Below are 22,836 nucleotides of genomic sequence, written 5' to 3'. Positions count from 1 at the left end.
AGCGCCCTGCCCCCAAATTTCCGTTCTACAAACGTCTTTAAGGAGATCCATCTATGGCTGTCCGTACGAAGTGGACCGTCGAACACCCGTGTGGCCACGAGGTCGTCCATGACCTGTCCGACCGCCCCGCCGACCGGCGGGCCGGATTCGCCCGGTGGCTCGCGGGAAGGGACTGCTCTGGCTGCTGGAAGGCCGCCCGCGACGAGGACAGTGCCGGCAAGGAGGCGTGGCTCGCCGCCAAGCGCGCCGAGGAGCAGCAGGCCGCTGCCGAGTGGGCCGAGCAGTTCGACATGCCGCCGCTCGAAGGACACGACAAGGCCCTCGACTGGGGCGAGCGCTCCCGCCACCAACTCGTCACCGCCGCGTACAGCGCGCTGGTGAGCGAGGGCACCTGGGACGAGGCCGACTGGGCCGTCCTGGAGGACAAGATCCGCACCGTCGCCCGCGCCGGATGGTGGTTCGACCAGCGTGACTCTGAGGGCACTGACTTGCCCGAACTCCTGGACTCCGCGGCGTCAGACGACATCGGAACGGAGAACCCGTTCCGGTAGGACGCGGGGACTGTATACCCGACGATCCCCGGTTACCGAAACCGGGGATCGTCCGGATCCTTGTTCCTCCCACCGCCTCCCCGCGCACCTCGTGGAAGGAACTCTGCTGTGCCCGTTTCCCGCCATCCGCATGCCCCCGGTGACATCGTCACCCCCGACCGGGACGTCACCCACGCCCACTTCCGGCCCGGTGACCAGGTCGTCATCCTCAAGGGCACATCGGGCGGCGAACTGTGGGGCGACGCTTACAAGGTCGTCACCCCCTCGTGGCACACCCCGACCGACGAGGACGGCTGGCGCCTGTACGACCCGGCCGGCGGCGAGCGCACGTACATCACCGCGCACCCGCGCTACCTCGTGCACCTGTCCAGCCGGTGCCCGGACTGCCTCATCTACCAGCAGGCGCTGCGCACTTACCTGGTCCCGCGCCTGGCCGACGCCGAAGAGGACGTCGACTGCGGCTGGTACTGGGTCACCCACCTCAACGAGGTGGTGCACGTCGCTGACGCCCGGGGCGGCCGGTGACACACGCACTCGGCCCGGAGCGCGCCGCGGCCCTAACCCGTGCGGCTGCGGATGCCATCGAGGCGATCACCGACAGCGAGTGGCCGGTGCTTCTGGCCGAGGCACTTCGCGAACTGGAGGCGACCTGGCAGGAGTCGGCCGAGGTATGTACCGACGTCGCCTGGCGCGCCCGCGCCGCCCAGAACAGCGCGCTGGTACTGCTCACTCCCGAACACGTCACCGACTCCAGCCCCGACCCCGTGATGTGGCGGACCTACCGGCACCTCTACCTCAGTGCGCTGCGCTACGACTTCCGCTGCCGCACCATCGAATCGCTCATGAACAAGGTGCCGGTGAGCATGCTGAACGAGGACCCGTACAGCGAAGCGCTGTACGCCTTCTCGCGGTTGGGTCAATCACGCCCGGATGGCCTCGCCGTCATGGACCGGGTGCTCGTAGCCGCCTCCGCTCACCCCAAGACGCTGCACGTCCTGCTGCACGGGGTGTGGCTGGGCAGCCTCCTGCCCGGACGGGCTCCCATGCTGCTTGCCCTGGTGGGGCTGCTCCCCGAGGGCGGACTGAGCGATCCGATCGCACTGTTCCGCATGGCCTCGGCCCGGCGCAGCCTGGGCCACTACCCCGAGGCCCTCACCGCCATCAGCCACGCCCTGGAGCTACTGCCGCCCGGCGATCCGGCAGTCCACGCCGACGTGGTCCGCGAGCATGCGCTGATCACCACTGCTCGCGACCTCACCCAACATGCCCTAACGAGCCGGAACATCACTCCTTCATGATCATTCGCATCCACGAGCGAGGCATCGATCCCAACGAAGCGGTCGCCGAGGCGCTGGACCGGCCCGTCAGCACTCGGGAGGGCCCGACCGACCACACGGTGGTCGCCCACTGGCCGGGCCTGGATCACTACACCCTCGACGACGAGCAGAGGACCTGGACGTCGGCCGATTGGGCCGAGCATCTGGACGACCCGATCTGGCAGCACCCCTTCGCGGCCAGTCCGCACGGCGACCGCCGCGCCATCTGTCACGTGTCGGTACGCCTGCACCCGGACGACCGCGACCTCACCGGCCCCGAGTGGGCCGAGATCGCCCACCGGATCGCTCGCACCGCCGGCATCCAGCGCCCCGGGGACGATCACGGTTGCCGCTGGATCGCCGTTCAGGCGCAGCCCGGCCGCCTCGATCTCCTCGCCAACCTCATTCGGTCCGATGGCTCATGGACCACGCAGCCTTACCAGCTGCACAAAGCCCTCGCCGCGGAGAGCCGACGCATGGAGGCCGAGCTGGGCCTCATCTCGCCCCGCACCGGCCCCGATCCGCAGCAGGCCGTCCAGCAAGCCCGGTTTGCTGGACGCCCCACCCGGCAGGCCGACACCGCCGATGCCACTGCCCAACTCGCCGGTCTGCTGCGGCAGCTCGCCGACGAGCGCACCGGGCCGCTGTCCACCGTGCGCGGCCTCGTCGAGCACGCCGCCCACCGTCTCGACCGCCTGCCGGCCGCGTACGGTCCCGACAGCGCGCACCAGCTGGAGCTGATCGCTCGCTGCCTGCACGGCATCCAACAGGATCTCGATTCCATGGCCGCCGCCTTGCCGGCAGCTGCTCGGACGGCCCCTGCACGACCAACGCCCCCTGCTCCGACGGTGACCGTTGCGCCCGGCCCGCCCGGCACCCGGCTTGCCCGCCGACACGTCTGAAAGAACACCTTCTTGGCCCTTGCCGATCGTTTCCTGACCTTGGGGCGCGACGTGCACTCCGGGGAAGTCCTCGCCCGCGGCGGGGATCCCGAAGCCCACAGCATCCTCCAGCGCACCGGCTTCGTCCCCGTCGTCCGCCTCCACGAGACCTATCACCGCCTGCCCGTCGGCCTCGACGAAGCCGAGGAGAAACGTCTCGCCACACGCGCCGTCGCCCGACTCCGCGCCGTCAAGTACGGCGTCGAAGCCGACGACGCCTTCGACACCGAGGCACGCGAGCCGCACTATCTGCCGCTTGGATCACAGGTCGCGCACCTCGCCGAGCGGATCCGCGAAGCCACCACCAGCGACGAGGTCGCCGACATACTTACCGAACTGACGGCCTCTCACGACGGGGTGCTCATCGCTCTCGGCGAGGTGTTCGCGGCCACCGCGGCCTTCTATCAGGACCTCGGCCAGGCACCGGATCCGTACACCGCGAAGCGGCTGCAGTACCTCGCCGAGCACCGGCTCGCCGTCCTGTGGTCCGATCTCGCGCACATGCGCGACGACCTCGCCGACCGGCACCAGGACCATCCCCAGCGCCGCGCGTGCACCGCCGAGGTCGGACCGGACGAACGCGAAGCCTCCGCAGTCTGCGCCAGCCCGCCGCCTCCGCCGCGCCTGGCCCCCAGCCCCGTCGCCGTGCCCGTCGCCCCCGCACCGGCACGCCCGCGGCGCTGACCCGCGCCTCTTCCCTTTTCGAGGAGACCATGCACGACCCCACCCCCGACACCAGTCTCGGCGCGTTCGCTGCCGTCCTCGCCGGCGAACTGCCCGGCGCCTGGAGCAGCACGTACCACCCGGACCGCGGCAGCAACAACGACCACGGCGCCCTCACCGACCGCGTATGGGACATGAACGACGTCGCCGACGCTCTGGCCAAGCACACCGTGGACCACTGCGCCGTCCTCACCCGCGACGACGGAACCCGCCTGTTCGTCGCCGACCCGCCCGGGCACGGCAAGGGCTACCTGATCGCCGCCATGGCGCCCGACGACGCACCGGACGAGGCATTCCGTGGCGTGCGCGAGCCCGACGGCATAGCCGCGGTCGCCGATCCGTTCAGCGCCGCCGAGGACATCACCCACGACCTGCTGCCGCGGTACGACAAAGCCCTCGCCCAGGTCCGCAGCAACGCCGCCTGGCTCGCGGCACCGCAGCCCACCGAGCCAGAACACGTCGTGATGACCTGGTCCGGTGAAGCCATCGTCGTCGACAAGCCCGACCGTGCCGACGTCACCAAGGCCCTGACCGACCACGGCTTCGTCTTCGCGCCAGACCGGAACGTTTTCGTGTTGTCCGGGGACGACACCGCCCACCAGGCCGCCTCCGTGCGAGCCACCGGAGATCGTCTGTCCGAGCTGGGCATCGGCACCGTGCTGCGTCATCCGCAGGCTCGGCCCGCCCTGGGCACCGCCCCGGTCGCGCCGCCGGGCCCGCCCGTCACCTCCCCGTACCGGGGCCGATGACGCCCCGCGGCGAGGACGAACTGGTCTCCTTCGACCTCAACTACGTCACCATCACCCGTGCCCCGCACCCAGTTGGTCCTCGCCATCGGCGGCGACCCCGCGCGGCGGGCATCGTACAGACCGCCGGCGGCTTCCACTCCGCCTCCGGTGCCGCTCGCAACTACCACCGTCTGCCGCACCACCTGCCCGCCGAGGAGCAGCGGCACGGCGCCACCGCCGCCGCCCACGCCCTGCTCCTCGCCGGGTACAGCGTCCAGCTCGCCCCCTCCCCGAACACCCTGACTGCTCCGGACGGCGACCGGCAGGCAGCCCGCCGCTACCTCGCCCAGCTCGAGTCGCGCGCCCGCGCCGCCGAGACCGACCGCGACGTTGCCGCCCTCCTGACAGAGATCGCCGCACCGGAGGAAGGGGTGCTCGCGCAGGCGGTGCGGTCCTTGATCTCCACATGGGCGACGTGGGGCAAACGGCGCCGCGAAGCCGGGCTCGATGAAGAACCGGCGGAACAGCTGATGGAGAGCACCAGCAGCCTGTCCAACCACACACGACGCATCACGCTGATCCGCGACCAGGCCGCACCGCACACCACCTCGTCCGCGCCGTCCACGCGACGGCGATAGCCCCGGCCCGCACAGGAGCAACCGCACGTGGGAAACCGTGCCGACGACGAAGGCACCGACGTCACGATCTACCTCAAGCCCCTCACCGATACCGTTCACGCCGACACCCCGACCGACGCGCCCGAGCAGCTGCTCGCCCTCCTCGACAACCTCGGCTTCGAGCGCCGGACCCTACCCACCCCCGGGCCCGTCTACGTCTGGCACGAAGCACCCGCCCACCTCGACGCGGACGCGAAGAAGCAGCTCGCCACCCATGCGGTGCCCTGGCTGCACAAGGCCGGATACGTGGTCCACATCGACGATGACATCTGGGACGCCGCCGCCTACACCGACGCCGCAACGGCCATGCGCAACCAAAGCGCCCCGGCCCCGCCGCCGCCCGCCATGGCCGCAGTACGCACCACGGACCGTCCGGCAGGGGCACGCCGCCGGTGAGCCTCGCCGATGAATACAACATCGACGTCACCTTCTACCACCGCGACGCAACGATCTACGTCGACACCCGCACCGGCGCCTCCGAGCGTCTCCTGGCCCTGCTCGACGGCCTCGGTCTCGACCGGCACAGCGCCCTGGACGACGTCTGGCATCAAGTCCCCGACCAGATGGACGAGATCGCCATGACGGCCATGGCCGACCGGGCCGCGCCCCTGCTGGCCCGTGCCGGATACCGGGTCGACATCGACGCGGGCCTCTTCGGCGGCACGGCCTACCGCGCCGAACTCGCCGCACAGGCGGCACACCGACAGCCACCGACACCGGCATCGCGCTCTGCGCGACCGCGCCGTACGCGCTAACCGCCCGACAACGCCGGCCCCGGCCCACCGGGGCCGGCCCCACCCTCCCCAGGAGCCCGCCGTCACTCACGAACCCGACCGCACGCCACCGACCATCACCGCCAGCCGCAAACCCCGTCTGGTCACCGCCCTGTTCCGCCGCTACCTGCGCGCCGTCACCGTCGGCAGCCGGGAGCGCACCATCCCGCTGGCGGGCGGACGCCCCGAGGCAGCCCTCGACGAAGCCCGCCGCCGCGACGCGCTCCTCCTCGTCGACAGCTACCGCATCCCTCAGCACCACAACCAGCACCCAGCACCGGCCTGTTCAGGAGGCACATGACCGACTCGAACCTCCCTTCCGTACAACTGGCTGACAGCATCGCCGGCCAGATCGGCCAGCTCCGCCGTCTCTTCGCCCTGGCGCCGCCACACGAGGCGGCCCAGATCCTCGCAGGCGTCCTGGACTACGACACCGGCATCCTCGGCGAGGTCACCCAACTCGTCGAAACGGGATCGCGATTCGCGAAGGTCCACTCCGAGCACGGCGTCCTGCCGCCCGAGGTCTGGCTCGCACTCGGCCGTGCCGCCAACGAACTCGACAGCGTGGGCGTCGACCTCAACGAGCACACCGGCACGATCAAACAGGTGGCCAGGCCCTCCGCCCCGTCCAGCAGGCCGGCCGGCGCGCCGGCCGCCGTGTCGGTCGCCTCGGCGATGGTCATCCGGCGGCGCCGGTGAAGAAGAACCAGCAGTGGACCGGCTGGGGCCCCACCGGCCAACAGGCCCTGCGGCACTACCTCGTCGAGCCCCGCCACCTCGCCGGCGGCGGAGACCTGCGCTACGTCACAGAGTTCCTGCGCGCCTCGGGCTGGCGGGACAAGTCCAAGACCGGCGGCCCTGTCGTGTTCGACAGCCCGGACAAGTCGGTGCGCATCGGGTACGACCCGTACACCCAGCCCGGCGGCTGGACCATCAGCGGGAAGCCGACCAAGACGCAGGAGGCGTGGCACGCCACGCTCGGCCGGCAGGTCCCCGTCGAGATCGTGGCCGGAGTCACCGACGCGCTGACCCGGCCGCGCTCCGCGCACGCTCCCAACGTGTGGGCGCCGCTTGAGGCACAGGGCTGGGAGACCGAACGGGGACAGCACTTCACCGCCCGCAGCCCGGACGGCGACGCCGTCGTCCGCTTCCACCAGTCCGCTCCGGGACAGGCGCACTGGTGGGCCGGTGCCCGCAATGAACACGGCCGGGTATGGGAGGCGATGTTCACGCCGACCACGCCGATGCACCTGGTGCAGGCGTTCAGCACCGCGCTCGCCGATCCGCAGCCGGTGATGCGGCCCCTCGGTCACGTCCCGCCCTCCCAGAAGATCCGCACCACCTCCGTGTCCGTGCTGCCCTCGCAGCTCAGCGCGTGGCAGCAGGCCCGGATCACCGCGGCCCGCGCCGCCACCTGGGCCAGCAACACCTTCGCCACCAACAAGGCTCGTCCCCAAGGCCCCGGTGCACGCCCGTACGCCAAGGCCGGGCGGATGCGGTGAGTCACGAACGCTTCTACTCCCGCGTCAACGGCCCCACCCTGCACCGCGTCAACGCCGTCCGCCGGCTGGACGAGGTGTCGCCGTGGCACCTCGCCGGCGGGGGCGATCCCCGGCACGTGACCGAGTACCTGCTCGCGTCCGGCTGGAGCAACCACTCGGTCGTCGGCTTTCCGCATGTGCTGCTGGAGAGCCCCGACCACCACCTCCGCCTTACGCTGGAACCCGAATTCGACACACACAGCGTCTGGTGGCGCATCCACCCGGCCGAGAACCACGAGTGGTCCGCCCAGTTCGGCGGCAATACGCCCGTCGAGGTGATCGCAGGGTTCACCGACGCCCTCAACAGCGCAGCCCCACCGCCGGAGACGGACCTGTGGCACCTCGCAGCCGGCCGGTGCTGGTCCCTGCTCCGGACCGGGAGAGAAGAGGCCGCTCTGTCCCCGGATGAAACCACGCTCCTGTCCCGGGTCTCCTCGCTCGCCGAAACACCCGTATGGCGCTGGACCGTCCAAGTCTCCGTTTCCCTCTCCGAGGGGCGGCACCGGTGGATCTGGAACTCCTCCATCGACGAAGCCGCTCCGGCCGCCGCGCTCGCCGACCCCACTCCGCTGCTGCGCACAAAGGGGCAGACGCCGGGCCTCACCTTCGGCTTCCTCGGCTCCCACCGGAGCGTCGTCACACCGGAACAGCACCGCCTGCGGCATCTGCAGCGGCTCGAAGCCGCCCGGCAACCCGGGACCGCCCGGACCTTCCTCAGCAGGGCCGGCGCCCCCACCCGGCCAGGCCCGCCACAGGAGACGCCGCTGAACAGGCACCCGCAGAACCTCCCGAATTCCCTCTCTCCGCAAGGATGTTGATGCCCGACCCCTCTCTTCCCAGCTCTGACCAGGTCGCGCAGGCGACCGCCACCCTGGCCCAGGTCAAGGACTATCTGCGCACCGATCCGCCCGCCTCCGAGGTACTGCCGCTGCTCGCCGGCCTCCTCGACGAGGACACCGGCATCCCCATCCTGCTCGGCGACGTCCTGCGCAGCGCCGCGCGTCTCATCGCCCAGCAGACCAGTGCAGATACCGACGAGATCCGACTGATCATCACCGGGCTCCGGGAGGCCGCTCAGGAAGCCACCGACAGGCATGTCCTGCACTGGGACGTGCAGCGCCTGAGCGGTTACACGTTTGAGCCCGCCGGCCCGCCGACGGCCTCGTGACCCGTCCCTACATCGCCAGCAGGGCCGACGATCCCTGGTCCCGCATCTGGTTCGACACCACGCCCCGGCGCCTCGCAGGACCCGGCGACCCGCGCCATGTCACCCAGGCGCTGCGGGCCGCCGGGTGGAAGAACTACGGGCGACCCCGACTTCCCCCACGTCGTTCTGGCCAGCCCCGACTACCGGCACACGCTCGTCCTGGAGCCCACGCCGGATTCGTTCGCGTCCTGGTGGCGGATCTCTTCGAAGCAGTGGCACGCCTCCCTCGGCGGCAACACGCCCGCTGAGATCATCGCCGGATTCACCGACGCCCTCCTGCAGCCCGCAGCGGAGGTCGGGCCTGACATCTGGCCGACGCTGCAGGCAGTCGGCTGGAGCTACGAGCGCGACGAACGGGGCAACCAACGTGCCCGCCATCCGGACGGCGTCAGCACCATGGAGCGCTCAGCGACGCTGGACAGCGGCTGGTTCAGCTGGACTGCCGAAGTAGCGCTGCCCACCGGCCTCGGCGGTCACCGGCGACTGTGGCACGCGTACTTCGACGGCCGCACTCCCCGCCACCTGCTCTCCGGCTTCGCCGCTGCCCTCGTCGACCCCGCGCCCGTCTCCCGTGGCCACTACGACGTCCCGCATTCCCACCTGGTCACTCAGGTGGAGCGTGGCGCCCGGGGCGAGCAGCTAGCCGCAGCCCATGAGGCGCGGCTGAAAGCCAGCGAGTCCGCCGCCCGCAAGGCCCGTCGCAGTGCCCCGCCCACCGCGCGTCCTGTTACGGCGGCACTCGCCGCCGAGCCGCCCGTATCTGCGGCCCAGAGCCGCTGACCGTGCGGAGCGGTCCCGGCCGCTCCGCACCACGCCCCCGTCACATCCGTCGTCCAAAGGCCCTTGTTGACCATCTCACTCGAACCCGGGAGCCCGTCCCACCGGCTCTGCCTGAGTCAACTCGCCATTTATCTGCGGCACAGCCGGCAGATCCTCGCCGCCTGGGACCTCTACTCCGACCAGCGCTCCGACCCCAAGACGTTCCAGCCCCACGACGAGGACGCGTACGGCCTGCGGCAGCACAAGCGCGACGCCGACACCCTGTCCGCGTTCGGCCGGGTGTACTGCCACGCCGACGAACTGGTGCACGTCGCCGAACAGCAGCTCGCCCAGCTGTCGCCCTCCGACCGGACGCGCCGCTACGCCTGGCAGGTCCGGGAACTGCACGAGGCCACGGAACGCCTGTACGCAGTCCACGATGACTGGCGCGCGGTGCGCGACGCGCTGCCCGAGAGCGCCGTCCCCGGCACGAAGGCGTACGAGGAACCGCTCGCCGAAAGCTACGCGGAAGCCTGGTCCTACCTCGACCAGTGGGCGATCCACGGCCAGGCGCTCTTCGCCGTCAACGCGCTGGCGCAGAAGCAGTCGACGGCATCCGCGCCGACACTGTCGACGACGGCTCCCGTGCCCAAGGCCGCCGCCGGATCGTCCACGGTCCGGCGGTGACGGGCGTGAGCGACACCGTCGAGCTGACGCTCGTCTCCCCGGTCTATCTCGCCGGCCGCGGCGATCCGGGATTGGTTACCGTCCCTCTTCACCGGGCCAGCGGCTGGAGCTACGGCCACGATCCGCTGATGCCCCGTGTCCTGCTCACCAGCCCCAACCAGCAGGCGGCGCTGCGGATCGACCCGAACCCGGACGAGCCGTGGTGGACCATCGGCCACGCCCGCACCGACGACCAGCCGGCGTGGACGGCCACCTTTGACGCCCACACGCCAGTCGAGATCATCGCCGCCTTCACCGACGCCCTCACAAACCCCCGCGCCCTGCACGCTGCCACACCGCCCACCGCTCCTCTGCGGCAGGCAGGTTGGCGCGACGCCCCCCGCCAGAGCGGCCTCGTGTCGCCCGACGGCGTGGTCCGTGTCAAGTACACCACCGAACACGGCCTCGACCACTGGTTCATCACAGCCGCCGACGGCCGCACCCCAGACGATGAGTTGTGGGGCGCGTGCCTGGACGGCACCACCCCGCCCCATCTGGTCGCCGCCCTGACCCGTGCGCTCACCGACGCCACCCCCGTCATCCGTGATCCGAACCGCATGCCCGGTCTTGGCGTGCGCCACCGGCACGACGTCAGGCAGCACGTGCCCGTGGAGACGGTGGCCTTCGCGCTGGAGAACCGCCTCAAGCATCTGACCGGCCGCCATCCGCAGCCAAGTACGCCGCCCGCGCAGCTTCCGTCCGGTGCGCCTCCCGGCCGCACGCCCTGACTCCGTACGGCCGCCGCCCGCACTTGCCGCTGAGCGCGCGCTCCACCCTCACCCGCCCCAGGAACCGCCCTCTTGCCGAACTCCTCCTCCCAGTCCACCGACGGCTACGACATAGCCTTCAAGATCCTTCTCGGTGCCATCGCCGTCGCCATGCCTCTGTCCAACCTCGCCTGGCTCGGCGGCAATCTCACCGCCTGGGCCACCGCCTCCGGCACCGCCACCTACCAGCCGGTTCAGGCCCTCCTGCATCCCGCCCAGCTGTGGCCGGACCTGAGCGAAACGTCCCTCCTACTCGGCGCGCGCATCCTGCCCGGCGCCGTGCTCGTCGCCCTCGGCATCACCGCCGCGGTGCTCTGTAAGCGGCACCGAGGCGGCAGTGGCGGGCGCAAGAAGCGCGTCGCCGGCATGGCCAAGCAGCGAGACATTGAGCCGCTGATGTCCAAGGCCATCACCGACAAAGCGCGGTCGCTGCGCCCGAGCTTGAAAGACGCCAAGCACATCGACGCGGCCGACACCGGCATCCTCCTCGGCAATCTCCAGGGCACGAAGCACGAAGTGCGCATGGGATACGAGGACGTCGCCGTCGCGATCATGGCGCCCCGATCCGGTAAGACGACCAGCTTGGCGATCCCCTCGATCCTCAACGCGCCCGGTCCGGTCCTGCTCACTTCCAACAAAGCCGCGGGCGACGCCTACACCGCGACACTCGACGCGCGTGCCGCCGTCGGCCGCACCTGGTCGATGGACCCGCAACAGATCGCCCACGCCGAGCGGACGATGTGGTGGAACCCACTGGCCGACGCCAAGGCCCTCGACGGCGCAGGGCGGTTGGCCGGTCACTTCCTCGCCGCCTCCATGGACGCGAGCCAGCAAGGCGACTTCTGGTCCAAGGCCGGCAGCAACATCCTGTCCCAGTTGTTCCTGGCCGCCGCACTGGACGAGCGGCCGATCACCGACGTGATGGCCTGGCTCGCCTTCCCCGCCGACCGCACCCCGCTCGACATCCTGCGCGACCACAAGTTCGCCGCAGTCGCCGCCCAGCTCAAGGGCACCGTAGAGGGCCCGCCCGAAACCCGGGACGGCATCTACGAGACGGCCCGCCAGTACGCCGCCGCCCTGCTCAACAGCGAGATCGCCGCCTGGGTGACCCCGCAGAAGGACGTTCCGGAGTTCACGCCGAGGACGTTCGTCACCTCGAAGGACACGCTCTACCTGCTCTCCAAGGACGGCGGCGGCGGAGCCTCGGCCCTGATCGCCGCGTGCGCAGACAGCGTGATGCGGGCCGCGACCGCGCAGGCCGAACGTGCTGGCGGGCGCCTCGACCCGCCGATGCTCGCGATCCTCGACGAGGCCGCCAACGTCTGCAAGATCAGCGACTTGCCCGACCTGTACAGCCACTTGGGCTCGCGCGGCATCATCCCGATCACCATCCTGCAGAGTTACCGGCAAGGCCAGAGAGTCTGGGGCGACGCGGGCATGGACGCCATGTGGTCCGCCTCCACCATCAAGGTCATCGGGTCCGGCATCGATGACCCCGACTTCGCCGACAAGCTGTCCCGGCTGATCGGCGACCACGATGTCGAGACGACCTCCACCTCGACCTCGGAGTCCGGCAAGTCCACCTCCGTGTCCATGCGACAGGAACGCATCCTGGCCGCCGACGCCATCCGCGCGCTGCCCAAGGGCACCGCGCTCGCGTTCGCCACCGGCATGCGCGCGGCCATGCTCGACCTGCGCCCTTGGTATCTCGAGCTCGGCGCCGACGAACTCTCCGCCGCCTCCGCCCGCGCCTCCAAGGGCATCACCGCCCGCGCCGTCGCCAAGGCCGCCCCGAAGCAGAGCGACTTCGGCCCTGCCGCCTAAGCACCCCCGAGCCCGGCGGCCGTACCCAACCCGACGGGAGACGAGCCCCATTCACCCCTGCACGACCGCGCGGCGTCGCTCATGACCGAGCCGCCCGCCGAAACCCTGCTCTTCGACGTGCCGCCACCGCCCACCCCCGTCGAACGGCTGCTCCAACTGGCCGACCAGTACACCCAGCACATCGACGCGCTCGACCTCCTCCTGCGCGCCACCGACCCGCCCGCGCCGGATGCCCACACCGCCTCCGCGCAGCGTCTGGCAACCGACACCCAGTCCGCCATCAAGGCGATCCGGGGCGAACGGCTCTATGAGAGCGTCGAGTTGACCGAGACGGTCATGCGGCTGAAGCAGCTCACCTTTCTCACCAGCGCCTCGGCCGACCTCAGCGCCGGGGCCGCTCGCGAGCTGGCCGCGCTGGCCCCGGAAGCTGCCGTCAGCTGCGCCGTGACGCTGGCCGCCGAGACGCGGCGGCGCCGCTGGGCCACCGCGCCGGACCCCGACGACCGGCTGAGCGCCGTTCAACGCACGGCCCTGACGGAGATCGCCTGCGGACACGTCGTGTCCAGCAGCTCTCTGGGCCGCGAGTTCATGCGCTCCCGCGAACCCAAGGCGCTGATGAGCACCCTGCGCGCCCTGGAGACGAAGGGCCTGGCCGAGAGACCCCCACGCTCGGCGCACGCCGCCTACGTCGGCGGCCCGCCGCTGGACCGCGTGCGTCTCACCTCTGCAGGCATCACCGCCCTCGCCTCGCTCATCGGCTCACCTCCAGCAGGGCCGAGCACCGCGCCCGGGACCACGCCCCACCCCCTCCCCGCCACCGCGCAGGCCACCACCCGAAGCCGCTGAACCCTCACAGGAGCCATCCCATCCCCACGCCCCCACTCGACCTCCACGAACAAATCCGCCAACTACGGCAGTTGGCGCGCGACTTCGAAGCCCTCAAGGCGCGCGTGCGCGACGTTTCCTACACGCCTGGCACGGACGCACTGCGCCACATCAGCCCGCTCCTGCTCACGGCACAGGACCTCGCGGCCACCGCCCTGGTGCGCCTGACCGCGCTCGACAACAGCACGTACACCCACATCGCCGGCAGCCGCGCGAGCCTGGAGCTGCTGGCCTCGGTCGTGTCCTCGTCGTCGCTCGCCGGCACCGACCTGGCCCACGTGGTGCTCACCAACCCGTACGAGGGCGCGCAGTTCGCCGGCTACCCGGCCGACGAAGAGGCGGTGCGCACCGCCCGTCACGCAGAGGCCATTCCGAAGATGAGCGGGCACCTCGACGATGCCGTCCACCAGCTCGACCTGTGCGCGATCGGCTGCCGCTACCTCGCCCACGGCATCACCGAAGACCTGGGCACCGGGCAGGAGCACAAGTCGGCGGCCGTACGGCAGACGACGGGCCCCGCGCTGACCCCCGCCCAGTACGACGCCCTCACCGCCCTGAACGGCGGACGCAATCTGTATGAGAGCGCGACCCGCGGGCTGGGCGTGACCCGCGTCGCCACCGAGGACGGCACCCGCGTCTCCATCGCCACCTACCGGGCCCTGGCCAAGCGCGGACTCGTCACCCGCGACACCAGCACTTCCCTGGCCATCGGGTAGAAGATCACCGTCACCGAGCAGGGGCAGCGGCCCTGGCCCAGCCGCGACCCCACGCCGCGCTGACGACCGCAGTCGCCACCCCGCCCAAGGCCGCGGTCTCGCAGGGAGCCCACCGGTGACCTCTTACGCGCCCGACGACCGGGTCATGGTCTCCCCGCGGTACATGGCAGGCGCCGGCGACCGGATCGCCGGCCCACTGATCCACCTCTTCGGCTGGCCCACGCAGCACGACGCTGCCACCGGCCACGTCAAGATCGACAGTCCCGACGGTAGCGAAGGAGGCCCGGCAAGAGGCCGGCCGGCGCTTCACCATCGTCACCAGCCTCACCGCCCTGGGCTCCACGGACGCTCTGGCAACCGCCGAACTCTTCGTTGCCGAACGCCGGCACCGCGGCTTCGTACCCGAGTACCAGCCGCCTGCCCTCTCCCACGCTCAGAGCACCGCGCTGCGCGCGATAGCCCGCGGCGACGTCGCGATCACCAACGACAAGCCCTACCTGCGCCGCGAGGACATCCGCGTCAGCATCAGCACCATCCGCGCCCTGGAGAGCCGCGGCCTGGTGATGCGCGAGGACTGCCCGGACTGATTCCGCGACGAGCGCCTCCATCTCACCGCAGCGGAGCGCTGCGACCTCGCCGCCTCGTTCGCACGGCCACACCCCACCGGTCTGACCGCACGCCCAGCTCCACCAGTACCGACGGCCGCTGCCAGCCGTTCCCGCTGAACCCGCCCTCAACTTCCCGGGAGACCTCACGCCCTCCGACACCCCCACTGCGCACGACATCACGCTCGCCCTGGCCGCCCAGGTCCACCCCGACGCCACACCCCGCGACGTCGTCGTCCACTTCACCCTGCGCCGCCCGGCCGCGCCGCGCTACGACCACAGGTCCTCCGGCGGCCCCGCGAACGGCATCGCCCAGTCACTGCACGCCCGGTTCTACGGACTACCCGACGACCCGGGCCCGGTGCCCACGGCCCTCGACCAACTCCTCCAGACCGTGACCACCGCCCGCGACGGAGACCAGCAGCACGCCGTGCTGGCCCAGCTCGCCGAGCAGCTGCGCAACGCCGCCGAGATCCTCGAATGGCTCGCGACAACGCCCACTGGCGTCAACTGCCCGCCCCCACCTGGGAATGGCTGCGTACGGCCACGGACACCGCCCGCGACCTCGCCGACGGCCTCGACGAGGTAGGCCCCGCCTTCGCATCACCCTGTGCCCCCGCCGCGGCCCCTGCCCCGCCGGCACCCGCCGCGCACCGCGCCCCCACTCCCCGCCGCTGACCGACCCGCCCACGGACAGCGCCCCGCTCACCACAAGGACACCCCATTTCCGCCAACCCCGTATTCCGATCCATCTCGCTCGGTGCAGGAATTCAATCCAGCGCCATGCTCGCCCTGTCCGCCGAAGGAATTCTCCCCGAAGTCGACTACGCCATCTTTGCCGACACAGGATGGGAACCGCAGGCCGTTTACGATCACCTCAACCACCTGGAAAGAGAAATAGCCGAACCGGCAGGCATCCCCATCACCCGCGTCTCCTCCGGAAACATTAGAGCGGACGCACTCGACCCCGATCACCGGTTCGCTTCCATTCCTCTCTACGTCCTCAATCAGGACGGAAATACAGGGATGACCAGACGGCAATGCACAGGTGAATATAAGATAAAGCCGATCAAGAAGAAGGTGCGCGAACTCCTGAGATTCCCCTACCCCACACGCATTCCGAAAGGTGTGTTCGCGGAGCAGTGGGTCGGTATTTCGACCGATGAATTCCATCGCGCGAAGGACTCCGACGTCAAGTACATGCGCAACCGGCATCCACTCATCGATATGGACTGGTCACGCAGTGACTGCGTGCGCTACCTGACGTCACTCGGACTGGCAGACACCCCGAAATCAAGCTGCCTCGGCTGCCCCTTCCACGGAAACGCGCAGTGGAGGCACATCCGGGACACCTCACCGTCGGAGTGGTCGGACGTGGTCGAATTCGACGCAGCAATTCGGAAGGGAAATGCGCGCGCCAACGCCACCGGCAACCGGCTCCTGGGTCAGGCATTCCTGCACCGCTCGCGCGTCCCCCTCGGCGAAGCGCCGATCGACCACGTCACCGCTGCCGAATGGGCCGCGCTCCAGCAGGAACTCGGTACGGGCGAAGACGACGCGGACGACTTGGAGCAGGGCGTCCTCGACGGCTGCTCCCCATGGGCCTGCCGCGGCGAAGTCGAACCAGTCCAGGATGACTTCGGGCTGGCCTCGTGACGGTGCTGGATCTATTCGCCGGCCCCGGCGGCTGGAGCCACGCGCTGACCGTGCTCGGAGTACGGGACGTCGGCCTGGAATGGGACGAGTGGGCCTGCAAGACGCGTGCCGCAGCAGGCCAGCTGACGATCCGGACCGACGTGGCGATGTACCCGGCCTGGCCGTTCCTGGGGACGACCACCGGGCTGATCGCGAGCCCGCCGTGCCAGGCATGGTCGATGGCCGGCAAGCGCCTCGGGCTTCTCGATCAGCCATTGGTCCATCAGGCCGTCGCCGACCTGGCACAGGGCCGCGACACCCGCGAGAGGCTGCTCGCCTCCTGCCGCGACGAGCGGTCGCTCCTGGCGGCCGAGCCGATTCGCTACCTGCATGCCCTCAACCAGCACGGCCAGCCCGAGTGGGTGGCTATGGAGGAAGTCCCTGACGTGCCGCCATTGTGGCGCCAGTACGCGGCGATCCTTCGCACCTGGGGCTACAGCGTGTGGACGGGCATCCTGAACGCCGCGGACTACGGCGTGCCGCAGACCAGGCGGCGAGCGATCCTGCTCGCCTCCCGCACCCGCACCGCCGAGCCCCCGCCGCCCACACACGCCAAACTCGCTGAGCCGGAAAGCCTGTTCGGGCCGGGCCGCACGCAGTGGGTGTCCATGGCCGAAGCTCTCGGCTGGGGCGCCACCGACCGGCCCGTACCGACCGTGTGCGCCGGCGGCGGGCCCGGGGGCGGCCCCGAGCCATTCCCCTCCGGATCACGCAAGACCCTCGCCGACGCCCGTGACCGCGGCACGTGGAAACCGCAGCCCCGTTCCGTGGTGCTGAAGTCCCGTCGTGAAGGAGCGGGTTCGGCCGAGCGTCACGGAAGCCGGGAGAACCGGTCAGCCCATGCACCGGCCCCGACGTTCACCGACGAGGCGCACCGATGGTCGTGGTCCCTGCGCAGCAACAACCAGGCGAACGCGACCGTACGCCGCGCGGACGAACCGGCCGGCACCCTCTTCTTCGGCCACCGCGCCAACGAATGCGTCTGGGTGCCCGACCCCGTGGCCCCCGACGGCCTCGACGGGGAGCAGCCGGCACCGGAGTCCATCCGGATCACCGCCGTCGAAGCGGGTCTGCTTCAAACGTTCCCTGCTGACTACCCGTGGGCCGGGAACAAGGGGCAGCAGTTCTCTCAGATCGGCAATGCCGTGCCACCCCGGCTCGCCGCACACCTGTTGGCCCCGCACCTCGGCAAGACCCTCACTCCCGACGACTTCACCCTGGCCGCCTGATGCCCCATCCCTCCGACCCGTTCGAGGACGACCTGGACGACCTGCCCCCGCCACCGGCCGTGCACTACGCCGAGCAGGCCCTGCTCGGCGCACTCCTCCTCGATCCTCACCGCCTGTCCGAGATCGGCGCTCTGGAAGCCGATCACTTCGACAACCACGCCCACGGCGCGCTGTTCCGCGCGATGCTCGAGACACCGGCGCCCGACCCCGAGCAGCACCGTGACAGCCCGGCTTGGCTGAACGCGGTTCTGGACGCTGCCCGCCCCAACGCTCCTGGGCTGACGGCCTCCTACCTGCACACCGCCATCCAGGTCTGCCCATGGCCCCAGCACGCGATCAGCTATGCCCGGATGATCCGTGCCGACCACGCCCGGCGCAGCCTGCGGATGCACGCCGAGCGCCTGGCCCAGACCGCCAGCGACATCACCCTGCCTCACCGGGCCGCCGCCACCGTCCACCAGGCCGATGCCCTCGCCCGGTTCCTGGACGACCTGTCCGGACGGTTCGCCCCGCACCCCGGCTCGCTGCCGCGCACCCCGCTGCAGCCGGCACCTCCGCGCGACGTCGGCGAGGACGCTCTCGACGACGAGCGGTTCCTGCTCGCCTCCGCGACCGCGCACCCAGCCGAGGCCAAGAACATGCGCTGGCTCGTCGCCGAGGACTTCGCCGCTCCCCTGCACGCCGCCGTGTGGCAGTGCCTGACCGCGCTCACGCACCGAGGCGATCCCATCGACCCGGTCACCGTGCTCTGGGAGGCCCAGCACCGCGGCCTGCTCGCCCACGACGTCACCCCCGCGAGTCTGCTCACTCTGGTCGAGACGGCGGTCGGCTCGCCGGAGCACTGGGGCGAGAAGGTCGTGCAGCGCGCCCTGCTCGCCCGCGCCCAGGCCGTCGCCGCCCGCATCACCGCCTACACCGACGACCCGGCCAACTCGCCCCACCAACTGGTCACCGGAAGCCGTCGCGCGCTGGCCGACCTCGCCGCACTGCGCACCCGTTGGCAGCACACCATCGCGCCCGCCACGCCGACCTCGCCGCGCACCGCGCGCAACCCATCCGCCCCTCGGGCCGGCCCGCCTCCTCGCGTCACCGCTCCCGCCGCACGAGCCGCCCGCTAGAACACCCCGGTCCGGCCAGCGCCCCACCCTGGCCGGACCGGTGAATTGAGTTCTCCACCTCCACGCCGACGACGGCCACACCATCGTCGCCGCCGGCACCTACCAGCACGCCGACAGCGTCCACCTCCACGGCGAAGACCACCTGCGCGTCGTCTCCGGCTCCTACGACACCCCCAACGAAGCCATCACCGAGTTCGAGCGCCTCTACGGAGAGGCCGTCCGCCCCGGCCCCGCACCCGCCACGGACACTGAAAAGCAGACCGCCCAGGCCACCGCCACCGTGATCACAGGAGCCCCGCCATCGCATCGGAAGCCCCACTCGAGCCCCCCGTACCGAAGATGGAGGCCGTTGCGGTCCATGCCGCCGATCCCGAAAACCACGAGGCGCTCCTCGACAACTTCCTTGAATCGCACGGTGACTGGGAGCGCTATAGAACCTGGGACGACGACAGCACCGTCGCCAACCACGAATCACTCACCCTGCGGGCGCTCTTCGACCACGAGGCCCAAGGACGCGATACCAAATGGACGCTCGCCGCGTACGAGACGCCGGTCAGCGAGCGCCTCTGGTACGCAACCGCCGCCGCCGCCACCCCCGCCGAGATCGTGCGCACCATGCTCAACTCCGCCGCCAGCGAGTCAGCATGGGGCCCAGCCGCCCTCACGGAGACCACCATCACCCAGGCGACGCGCCCGCTCGCCGACGCGGGCTGGAAACAGACCATCGAAGGCCGCTACATCCGATGGGAAGCACCCGGCGAAGAAGCCACAGGCATCCAGTTCGACGCCTTCGCCGCCGGCCAGAAGCCCGGCAGTCTCCTGCCGACCTGGACCGTATGGGGCGGCAACGCCGTCCACCAGCCGACCTGGTCCGTGGAGCTCTCCGCGCACTTCCCAGCGCCCCTTCTACAGGACATCGCCTTCGAACTCGCCGAAGGACAAGGCGCACGGTCCATCCAGCCGGTACCCCCGGGAGGTCCGGCGCTGCGCACCGCCCAGGCCGGTACGACGCCGGCGCCACCGGCCTCCCTCCCTCCCGGACGGCGCCGGTGACCCCCTACCCTGAAGAGATGACGATGTTCTGGGTCGGCCTCGGCATCCTGGCCGTCTTCGGAACGATCTGCGGCTTCCTGACGCGACAGCTGATCGGCAGACTGCGCTCGGTGGTGGGCCGCATCGCCGTGGAAGGCCGCTGTGTCAGGCAGTACTCAACCGAGGGCAGCGAGGGCAACACCTACTGGCACCACGTCCACGGCTTCACCACGCTCGACGGGCAGTACATCGAGTTCGAAGAAGACGCCATACTGCTGGCCCAGGGCGACACCGTGACCGTGCGATACCGGCCCAGCAACCCAGCCCGCACCGCCACCATCATGGGACGCGGCGGAGCATGGTCGCCGCTGTTTGGAAGCCTCTTCGGCATCCTCATCACCGGGGCTTTCACCCTGTTCGGCATCCTGTTCGTGTACCTGAGCTTCGACACATAGACCAGCGAGGCGATACACACGGACTTCCTCCACCAGCCCCCTCATTGTGAGTGGGCAACCGTCGGGCAGACATTCCGTGCGTGGCACGTGTGTCGATGAGGGGGGAAGGCGTCATGCCCGGCTGGTTCAAGCTCAGGAGCACCCGTCAGGAGCTCGATCGGGCCTGGCAGGCCCAGGTGGCCATGGCGACCCGTGCGCCGTTCGCACCCACCGTCGCGGACTCGCCTCGGGACGACCCGGATTCGCTGGTCGGCGAGGCGGTGTATGACAGCGAAGGGGTCCATGAAGCGCTGACCACGCTGGTACACGGCATGGCTCCTGACCGGCCCGTGGTGGCGACAACGGCCGCCGCCCTGTCCGCGGTATCCGGCCTGCTAGTGCTCCGGCCCTCGTGGATCACCTACTGCAACGACACGTTCGCCCCTACCGAGGACGCCAGCGACAGCCGAAGCGAGTTGTCCCGCCAGTGGGTATCCGCGGACATCGTGCGGCCTGGCCACGGTTCGCCGACGGCCAGGCCGCACATGAGCGGGCGACCGCGAACATCGCGCAGCTCAGGCAGAACTAGCCGAGTTCTGCGGGTGCGATGTCACGGCCTCAGCATGGCGGGCGGCGTAGAGCGCAGCACGCGCTCGGCCAGGAGCAGCGCCAACACTGCCCGCCTCCGTGACCTCACCGTTCTCGACGGCACCAAGCACTGCCGACAGCGGCCTCCACTCCACCGTCATGCCGGACTCAGTGGCGTCCCGGTGCATGGCCCCCGGCGTCAGCTCGGCGGCCAGGAACAGGTACGTACGCGCGGCCGTGGTTCCCGGCAGCGGGTCGATCACACCCAGGGCACGCGTGACGTCAGCCAGCAGACCCGACTCCTCCTCCAACTCCCGTACCGCGGCGACGTGCAGATCCTGGCCGTCGGTTCCACCGCCCGGCAGGTGCAGCACACGACGCTGTTGAAGATAGAAGTCACTGCCTTTACCGACCGGTGTGGCGTTCGGATCGTCCATGGCCTGCGTCGATGCGTCGCGTAGGCGTCCGGGACGTTGTCCGGGGCCAGCCTGTTGTCAGACCCTCGCCTTATGTTGTCTCGGTGATTCATGATGCGTTTGATCACCGGGTGGTAGAGGCCGCAGTAGCGGATGTCCGGCTGGCAAGAATGGAGCTCGACGGCGCCGGCCAGTGGCTCACCGCCAATGGCCATGCGCCTTCGGAGCCTCTTGCCGCGGAGGTGTGGGTCTTCGATGAGGATCTCGCTCAGATACTGCTGGTTCAGCATCGGTGGCGGGGCTTGGTCCCGCCAAGTGGGCGCGTTGAGTCAGGGGAAACGCCCCGAGAGGGGGCGCGCCGCGAGCTCTTCGAGGAGACCGGCATCGAGGCGGAACTGCTGCCGGAACCTGCTGCAGCCACGGTGCGCTCCTATCGCCGGGAGTGGTCGGCGAGTCTTGGGCTGTCGTTCGTCGCAATCGTGGATGCTGCAACGCCGTTGGTCGCAGAGAATGGACAGCCAGCGGCGTGGACGTCCTTGAACGAGGACTGGGCCAGCTACTTCCCCGAGGACGCGTTGCGTGTCCGTCAGCACGCGCGCTGGCTGCGTGAGGTCTCCGCTCGCTGATCTGCGGCGTCCTTCACTCGGCGGACCGCGGGAACAGGCTGGGTGAGGGTGATCTGCGGCGACATCAGATCCACCGGGCCGTGGGCGAACGGGCGGTCATGGATAGACGATCATTTCGAGGATTCTGCCGACATGTTCAGCACCCATCGGGACGGCCGTGTCGTTCATCGCGTACTCGTATGCGGTCCAGAGTCCAAGCGCGAAGTCGCAGTAGCTCGTCGTCTGCCATTCCGCTGCTGTGTGGGCATGGGGAAACGCCTCCTCCGCTGTGCGGCCGTGGCGGTCGAGGAGGACCCATAGAACTTCGGTGGGATCAGGCAGATGGACGCTGCCACCCCCATCCTTCAATGGCCTGACCCACCTATCGGGAGTGCTTCGGTAGAAGTCGATTTGCGGCATTCCAGCAGCCCATCGGCCGTTCCGAAGGCCGGTGTGCCAGTGCGCTTCGCAACCCCGGCACTCCTCAGGCGTGTGCATACCGGGGGTGTACTCCGGGATGGTCATGGACTGGGCCACGGCGTCGTTGAAACGCCTGCGGCCTTGGAAGGTTCCGTAGGAGGTGACGTTGCTGTAGGCGTCACGCTTGTGCTCGAACACGGCCAGGACTCGGTCGTCGGCGTTCAGGATGCCGAAGTCGGCCCCTGGGTTCGCGTTCGGGGTCCAGCTCCACAGCTCGTGCCCGCTGATGATCCTGTCCCGCTGAACTGGTTCCACTCCAGCCAGCAGGGCGTTATGAACGAGCCGTGCGGTGTGGGAGCCAACGTGCTCAAAGAGTCCGAAGATGCCGTCTGTGGTGTCTCGCTCGCTGAACTCACCCGCTCGCGAGGTCAGTCAGTGGTCGCGCATCCGCGATATCAGATCGTTCCCTGCCATGTCGTCGCCCCGTCACGTTCGTCCACCGGCTGCTGAACTCCCGGTCAAGCTACGGGCCTTCGTCACATGCCGTCGACCCTCGTCAC

The 22,836-nt window shown here is 70.1% G+C and carries 29 protein-coding genes; 26 read left to right on the top strand and 3 right to left on the bottom strand.

Translation table 11 applies throughout. From position 1 onward, the window contains the following. Positions 1 to 53: 53 nt before the first annotated feature. The 19 genes from ACFWDI_RS33880 to ACFWDI_RS33790 all read left to right on the top strand — a co-directional run bounded on the left by ACFWDI_RS33880 (position 54) and on the right by ACFWDI_RS33790 (position 14,134). Complete coding sequence (locus ACFWDI_RS33880; protein ID WP_385309962.1) at positions 54 to 551, top strand: hypothetical protein; 498 nt, start codon at positions 54 to 56, stop codon at positions 549 to 551. A 108-nt stretch (positions 552 to 659) separates the two neighbouring features. Further along, positions 660 to 1,076: a hypothetical protein gene (locus tag ACFWDI_RS33875; RefSeq protein ID WP_385309960.1), complete on the top strand. Its 417-nt coding sequence runs from the start codon at positions 660 to 662 to the stop codon at positions 1,074 to 1,076. Then, positions 1,073 to 1,849 (top strand): hypothetical protein, encoded by a 777-nt coding sequence (locus ACFWDI_RS33870; protein ID WP_385309958.1) that lies wholly within the window; start codon positions 1,073 to 1,075, stop codon positions 1,847 to 1,849. Before ACFWDI_RS33875 ends, ACFWDI_RS33870 begins: the two co-directional genes overlap by 4 nt. Beyond that, entirely contained in the window at positions 1,846 to 2,769 is a 924-nt protein-coding gene (locus ACFWDI_RS33865) for a hypothetical protein (protein ID WP_385309956.1), read from the top strand. Before ACFWDI_RS33870 ends, ACFWDI_RS33865 begins: the two co-directional genes overlap by 4 nt. Positions 2,770 to 2,781: 12 nt before the next feature. Next, entirely contained in the window at positions 2,782 to 3,492 is a 711-nt protein-coding gene (locus tag ACFWDI_RS33860; RefSeq protein WP_385309954.1) for a hypothetical protein, read from the top strand. Between the two features lie 29 nt (positions 3,493 to 3,521). Then, positions 3,522 to 4,280, top strand: a complete 759-nt coding sequence (locus ACFWDI_RS33855) for a hypothetical protein (RefSeq protein ID WP_385309952.1) — start codon at positions 3,522 to 3,524, stop codon at positions 4,278 to 4,280. Beyond that, positions 4,277 to 4,897 carry a hypothetical protein gene (locus ACFWDI_RS33850; protein WP_385309950.1) on the top strand — a complete coding sequence of 207 codons (621 nt, stop codon included), beginning with the start codon at positions 4,277 to 4,279 and terminating at the stop codon, positions 4,895 to 4,897. Before ACFWDI_RS33855 ends, ACFWDI_RS33850 begins: the two co-directional genes overlap by 4 nt. Positions 4,898 to 4,924: 27 nt before the next feature. Further along, positions 4,925 to 5,332, top strand: a complete 408-nt coding sequence (locus ACFWDI_RS33845; protein ID WP_385309948.1) for a hypothetical protein — start codon at positions 4,925 to 4,927, stop codon at positions 5,330 to 5,332. Beyond that, positions 5,329 to 5,691 carry a hypothetical protein gene (locus ACFWDI_RS33840; protein WP_385309946.1) on the top strand — a complete coding sequence of 121 codons (363 nt, stop codon included), beginning with the start codon at positions 5,329 to 5,331 and terminating at the stop codon, positions 5,689 to 5,691. The genes ACFWDI_RS33845 and ACFWDI_RS33840 overlap by 4 nt, the downstream gene beginning before the upstream one ends. Positions 5,692 to 6,006: 315 nt before the next feature. After that, entirely contained in the window at positions 6,007 to 6,408 is a 402-nt protein-coding gene (locus tag ACFWDI_RS33835; RefSeq protein WP_385309944.1) for a hypothetical protein, read from the top strand. Continuing rightward, complete coding sequence (locus ACFWDI_RS33830) at positions 6,405 to 7,211, top strand: DUF317 domain-containing protein (RefSeq protein ID WP_385309942.1); 807 nt, start codon at positions 6,405 to 6,407, stop codon at positions 7,209 to 7,211. The genes ACFWDI_RS33835 and ACFWDI_RS33830 overlap by 4 nt, the downstream gene beginning before the upstream one ends. Then, positions 7,208 to 8,068 (top strand): DUF317 domain-containing protein, encoded by an 861-nt coding sequence (locus ACFWDI_RS33825; RefSeq protein ID WP_385309940.1) that lies wholly within the window; start codon positions 7,208 to 7,210, stop codon positions 8,066 to 8,068. The genes ACFWDI_RS33830 and ACFWDI_RS33825 overlap by 4 nt, the downstream gene beginning before the upstream one ends. After that, complete coding sequence (locus tag ACFWDI_RS33820) at positions 8,068 to 8,418, top strand: hypothetical protein (protein ID WP_385309938.1); 351 nt, start codon at positions 8,068 to 8,070, stop codon at positions 8,416 to 8,418. The genes ACFWDI_RS33825 and ACFWDI_RS33820 overlap by 1 nt, the downstream gene beginning before the upstream one ends. A 96-nt stretch (positions 8,419 to 8,514) precedes the next feature. Then, entirely contained in the window at positions 8,515 to 9,237 is a 723-nt protein-coding gene (locus ACFWDI_RS33815) for a DUF317 domain-containing protein (RefSeq protein ID WP_385309937.1), read from the top strand. Positions 9,238 to 9,303: 66 nt separating this feature from the next. Then, entirely contained in the window at positions 9,304 to 9,903 is a 600-nt protein-coding gene (locus tag ACFWDI_RS33810) for a hypothetical protein (protein ID WP_385309935.1), read from the top strand. 5 nt (positions 9,904 to 9,908) lie between these two features. Then, on the top strand, positions 9,909 to 10,670 hold the full coding sequence (locus ACFWDI_RS33805; RefSeq protein ID WP_385309933.1) for a DUF317 domain-containing protein: 762 nt from the start codon (positions 9,909 to 9,911) through the stop codon (positions 10,668 to 10,670). 72 nt (positions 10,671 to 10,742) lie between these two features. Continuing rightward, positions 10,743 to 12,533: a type IV secretory system conjugative DNA transfer family protein gene (locus tag ACFWDI_RS33800; RefSeq protein ID WP_385309931.1), complete on the top strand. Its 1,791-nt coding sequence runs from the start codon at positions 10,743 to 10,745 to the stop codon at positions 12,531 to 12,533. A gap of 81 nt (positions 12,534 to 12,614) precedes the next feature. After that, a complete protein-coding gene (locus ACFWDI_RS33795; RefSeq protein WP_385309930.1) occupies positions 12,615 to 13,379 on the top strand; it encodes a hypothetical protein in 765 nt (254 codons plus the stop codon). Between the two features lie 104 nt (positions 13,380 to 13,483). Then, entirely contained in the window at positions 13,484 to 14,134 is a 651-nt protein-coding gene (locus tag ACFWDI_RS33790; protein ID WP_385309929.1) for a hypothetical protein, read from the top strand. A 248-nt stretch (positions 14,135 to 14,382) separates the two neighbouring features. On the opposite strand, the gene ACFWDI_RS33785 is transcribed toward ACFWDI_RS33790, so the two are convergent. Then, the gene (locus ACFWDI_RS33785; protein ID WP_385309927.1) at positions 14,383 to 14,742 is read right to left on the bottom strand and encodes a hypothetical protein; all 360 of its coding nucleotides are present in this window, start codon (positions 14,740 to 14,742) and stop codon (positions 14,383 to 14,385) included. A gap of 358 nt (positions 14,743 to 15,100) precedes the next feature. On the opposite strand from ACFWDI_RS33785, the gene ACFWDI_RS33780 reads away from it, so the two are divergent. The 6 genes from ACFWDI_RS33780 to ACFWDI_RS33755 all read left to right on the top strand — a co-directional run bounded on the left by ACFWDI_RS33780 (position 15,101) and on the right by ACFWDI_RS33755 (position 20,268). Next, a complete protein-coding gene (locus tag ACFWDI_RS33780; protein WP_385309925.1) occupies positions 15,101 to 15,328 on the top strand; it encodes a hypothetical protein in 228 nt (75 codons plus the stop codon). A gap of 194 nt (positions 15,329 to 15,522) precedes the next feature. After that, positions 15,523 to 16,395, top strand: a complete 873-nt coding sequence (locus ACFWDI_RS33775; RefSeq protein ID WP_385309924.1) for a hypothetical protein — start codon at positions 15,523 to 15,525, stop codon at positions 16,393 to 16,395. Continuing rightward, a complete protein-coding gene (locus ACFWDI_RS33770) occupies positions 16,392 to 17,663 on the top strand; it encodes a DNA cytosine methyltransferase (RefSeq protein ID WP_385309922.1) in 1,272 nt (423 codons plus the stop codon). The genes ACFWDI_RS33775 and ACFWDI_RS33770 overlap by 4 nt, the downstream gene beginning before the upstream one ends. Further along, positions 17,663 to 18,781 carry a DnaB-like helicase N-terminal domain-containing protein gene (locus tag ACFWDI_RS33765; protein WP_385309920.1) on the top strand — a complete coding sequence of 373 codons (1,119 nt, stop codon included), beginning with the start codon at positions 17,663 to 17,665 and terminating at the stop codon, positions 18,779 to 18,781. Before ACFWDI_RS33770 ends, ACFWDI_RS33765 begins: the two co-directional genes overlap by 1 nt. Before the next feature lie 339 nt (positions 18,782 to 19,120). Further along, positions 19,121 to 19,834 (top strand): DUF317 domain-containing protein, encoded by a 714-nt coding sequence (locus ACFWDI_RS33760; RefSeq protein WP_385309918.1) that lies wholly within the window; start codon positions 19,121 to 19,123, stop codon positions 19,832 to 19,834. A 17-nt stretch (positions 19,835 to 19,851) separates the two neighbouring features. Further along, entirely contained in the window at positions 19,852 to 20,268 is a 417-nt protein-coding gene (locus ACFWDI_RS33755; protein ID WP_385309916.1) for a DUF3592 domain-containing protein, read from the top strand. A 554-nt stretch (positions 20,269 to 20,822) separates the two neighbouring features. Here the strand turns inward: ACFWDI_RS33755 and ACFWDI_RS33750 are convergent. Then, positions 20,823 to 21,272: an NUDIX domain-containing protein gene (locus ACFWDI_RS33750; RefSeq protein WP_385309914.1), complete on the bottom strand. Its 450-nt coding sequence runs from the start codon at positions 21,270 to 21,272 to the stop codon at positions 20,823 to 20,825. An 83-nt stretch (positions 21,273 to 21,355) separates the two neighbouring features. On the opposite strand from ACFWDI_RS33750, the gene ACFWDI_RS33745 reads away from it, so the two are divergent. Further along, positions 21,356 to 21,877: an NUDIX domain-containing protein gene (locus ACFWDI_RS33745; RefSeq protein WP_385309913.1), complete on the top strand. Its 522-nt coding sequence runs from the start codon at positions 21,356 to 21,358 to the stop codon at positions 21,875 to 21,877. A 96-nt stretch (positions 21,878 to 21,973) separates the two neighbouring features. Here ACFWDI_RS33745 and ACFWDI_RS33740 read toward each other — a convergent pair whose 3' ends face one another. Then, the gene (locus ACFWDI_RS33740; RefSeq protein WP_385309912.1) at positions 21,974 to 22,474 is read right to left on the bottom strand and encodes a hypothetical protein; all 501 of its coding nucleotides are present in this window, start codon (positions 22,472 to 22,474) and stop codon (positions 21,974 to 21,976) included. Positions 22,475 to 22,836: the final 362 nt, after the last annotated feature.

The sequence above is a fragment of the Streptomyces sp. NPDC060064 genome, assembly GCF_042736455.1.
Taxonomy (GTDB): domain Bacteria; phylum Actinomycetota; class Actinomycetes; order Streptomycetales; family Streptomycetaceae; genus Streptomyces.
This window is presented reverse-complemented; position numbering and strand designations above follow the sequence as displayed.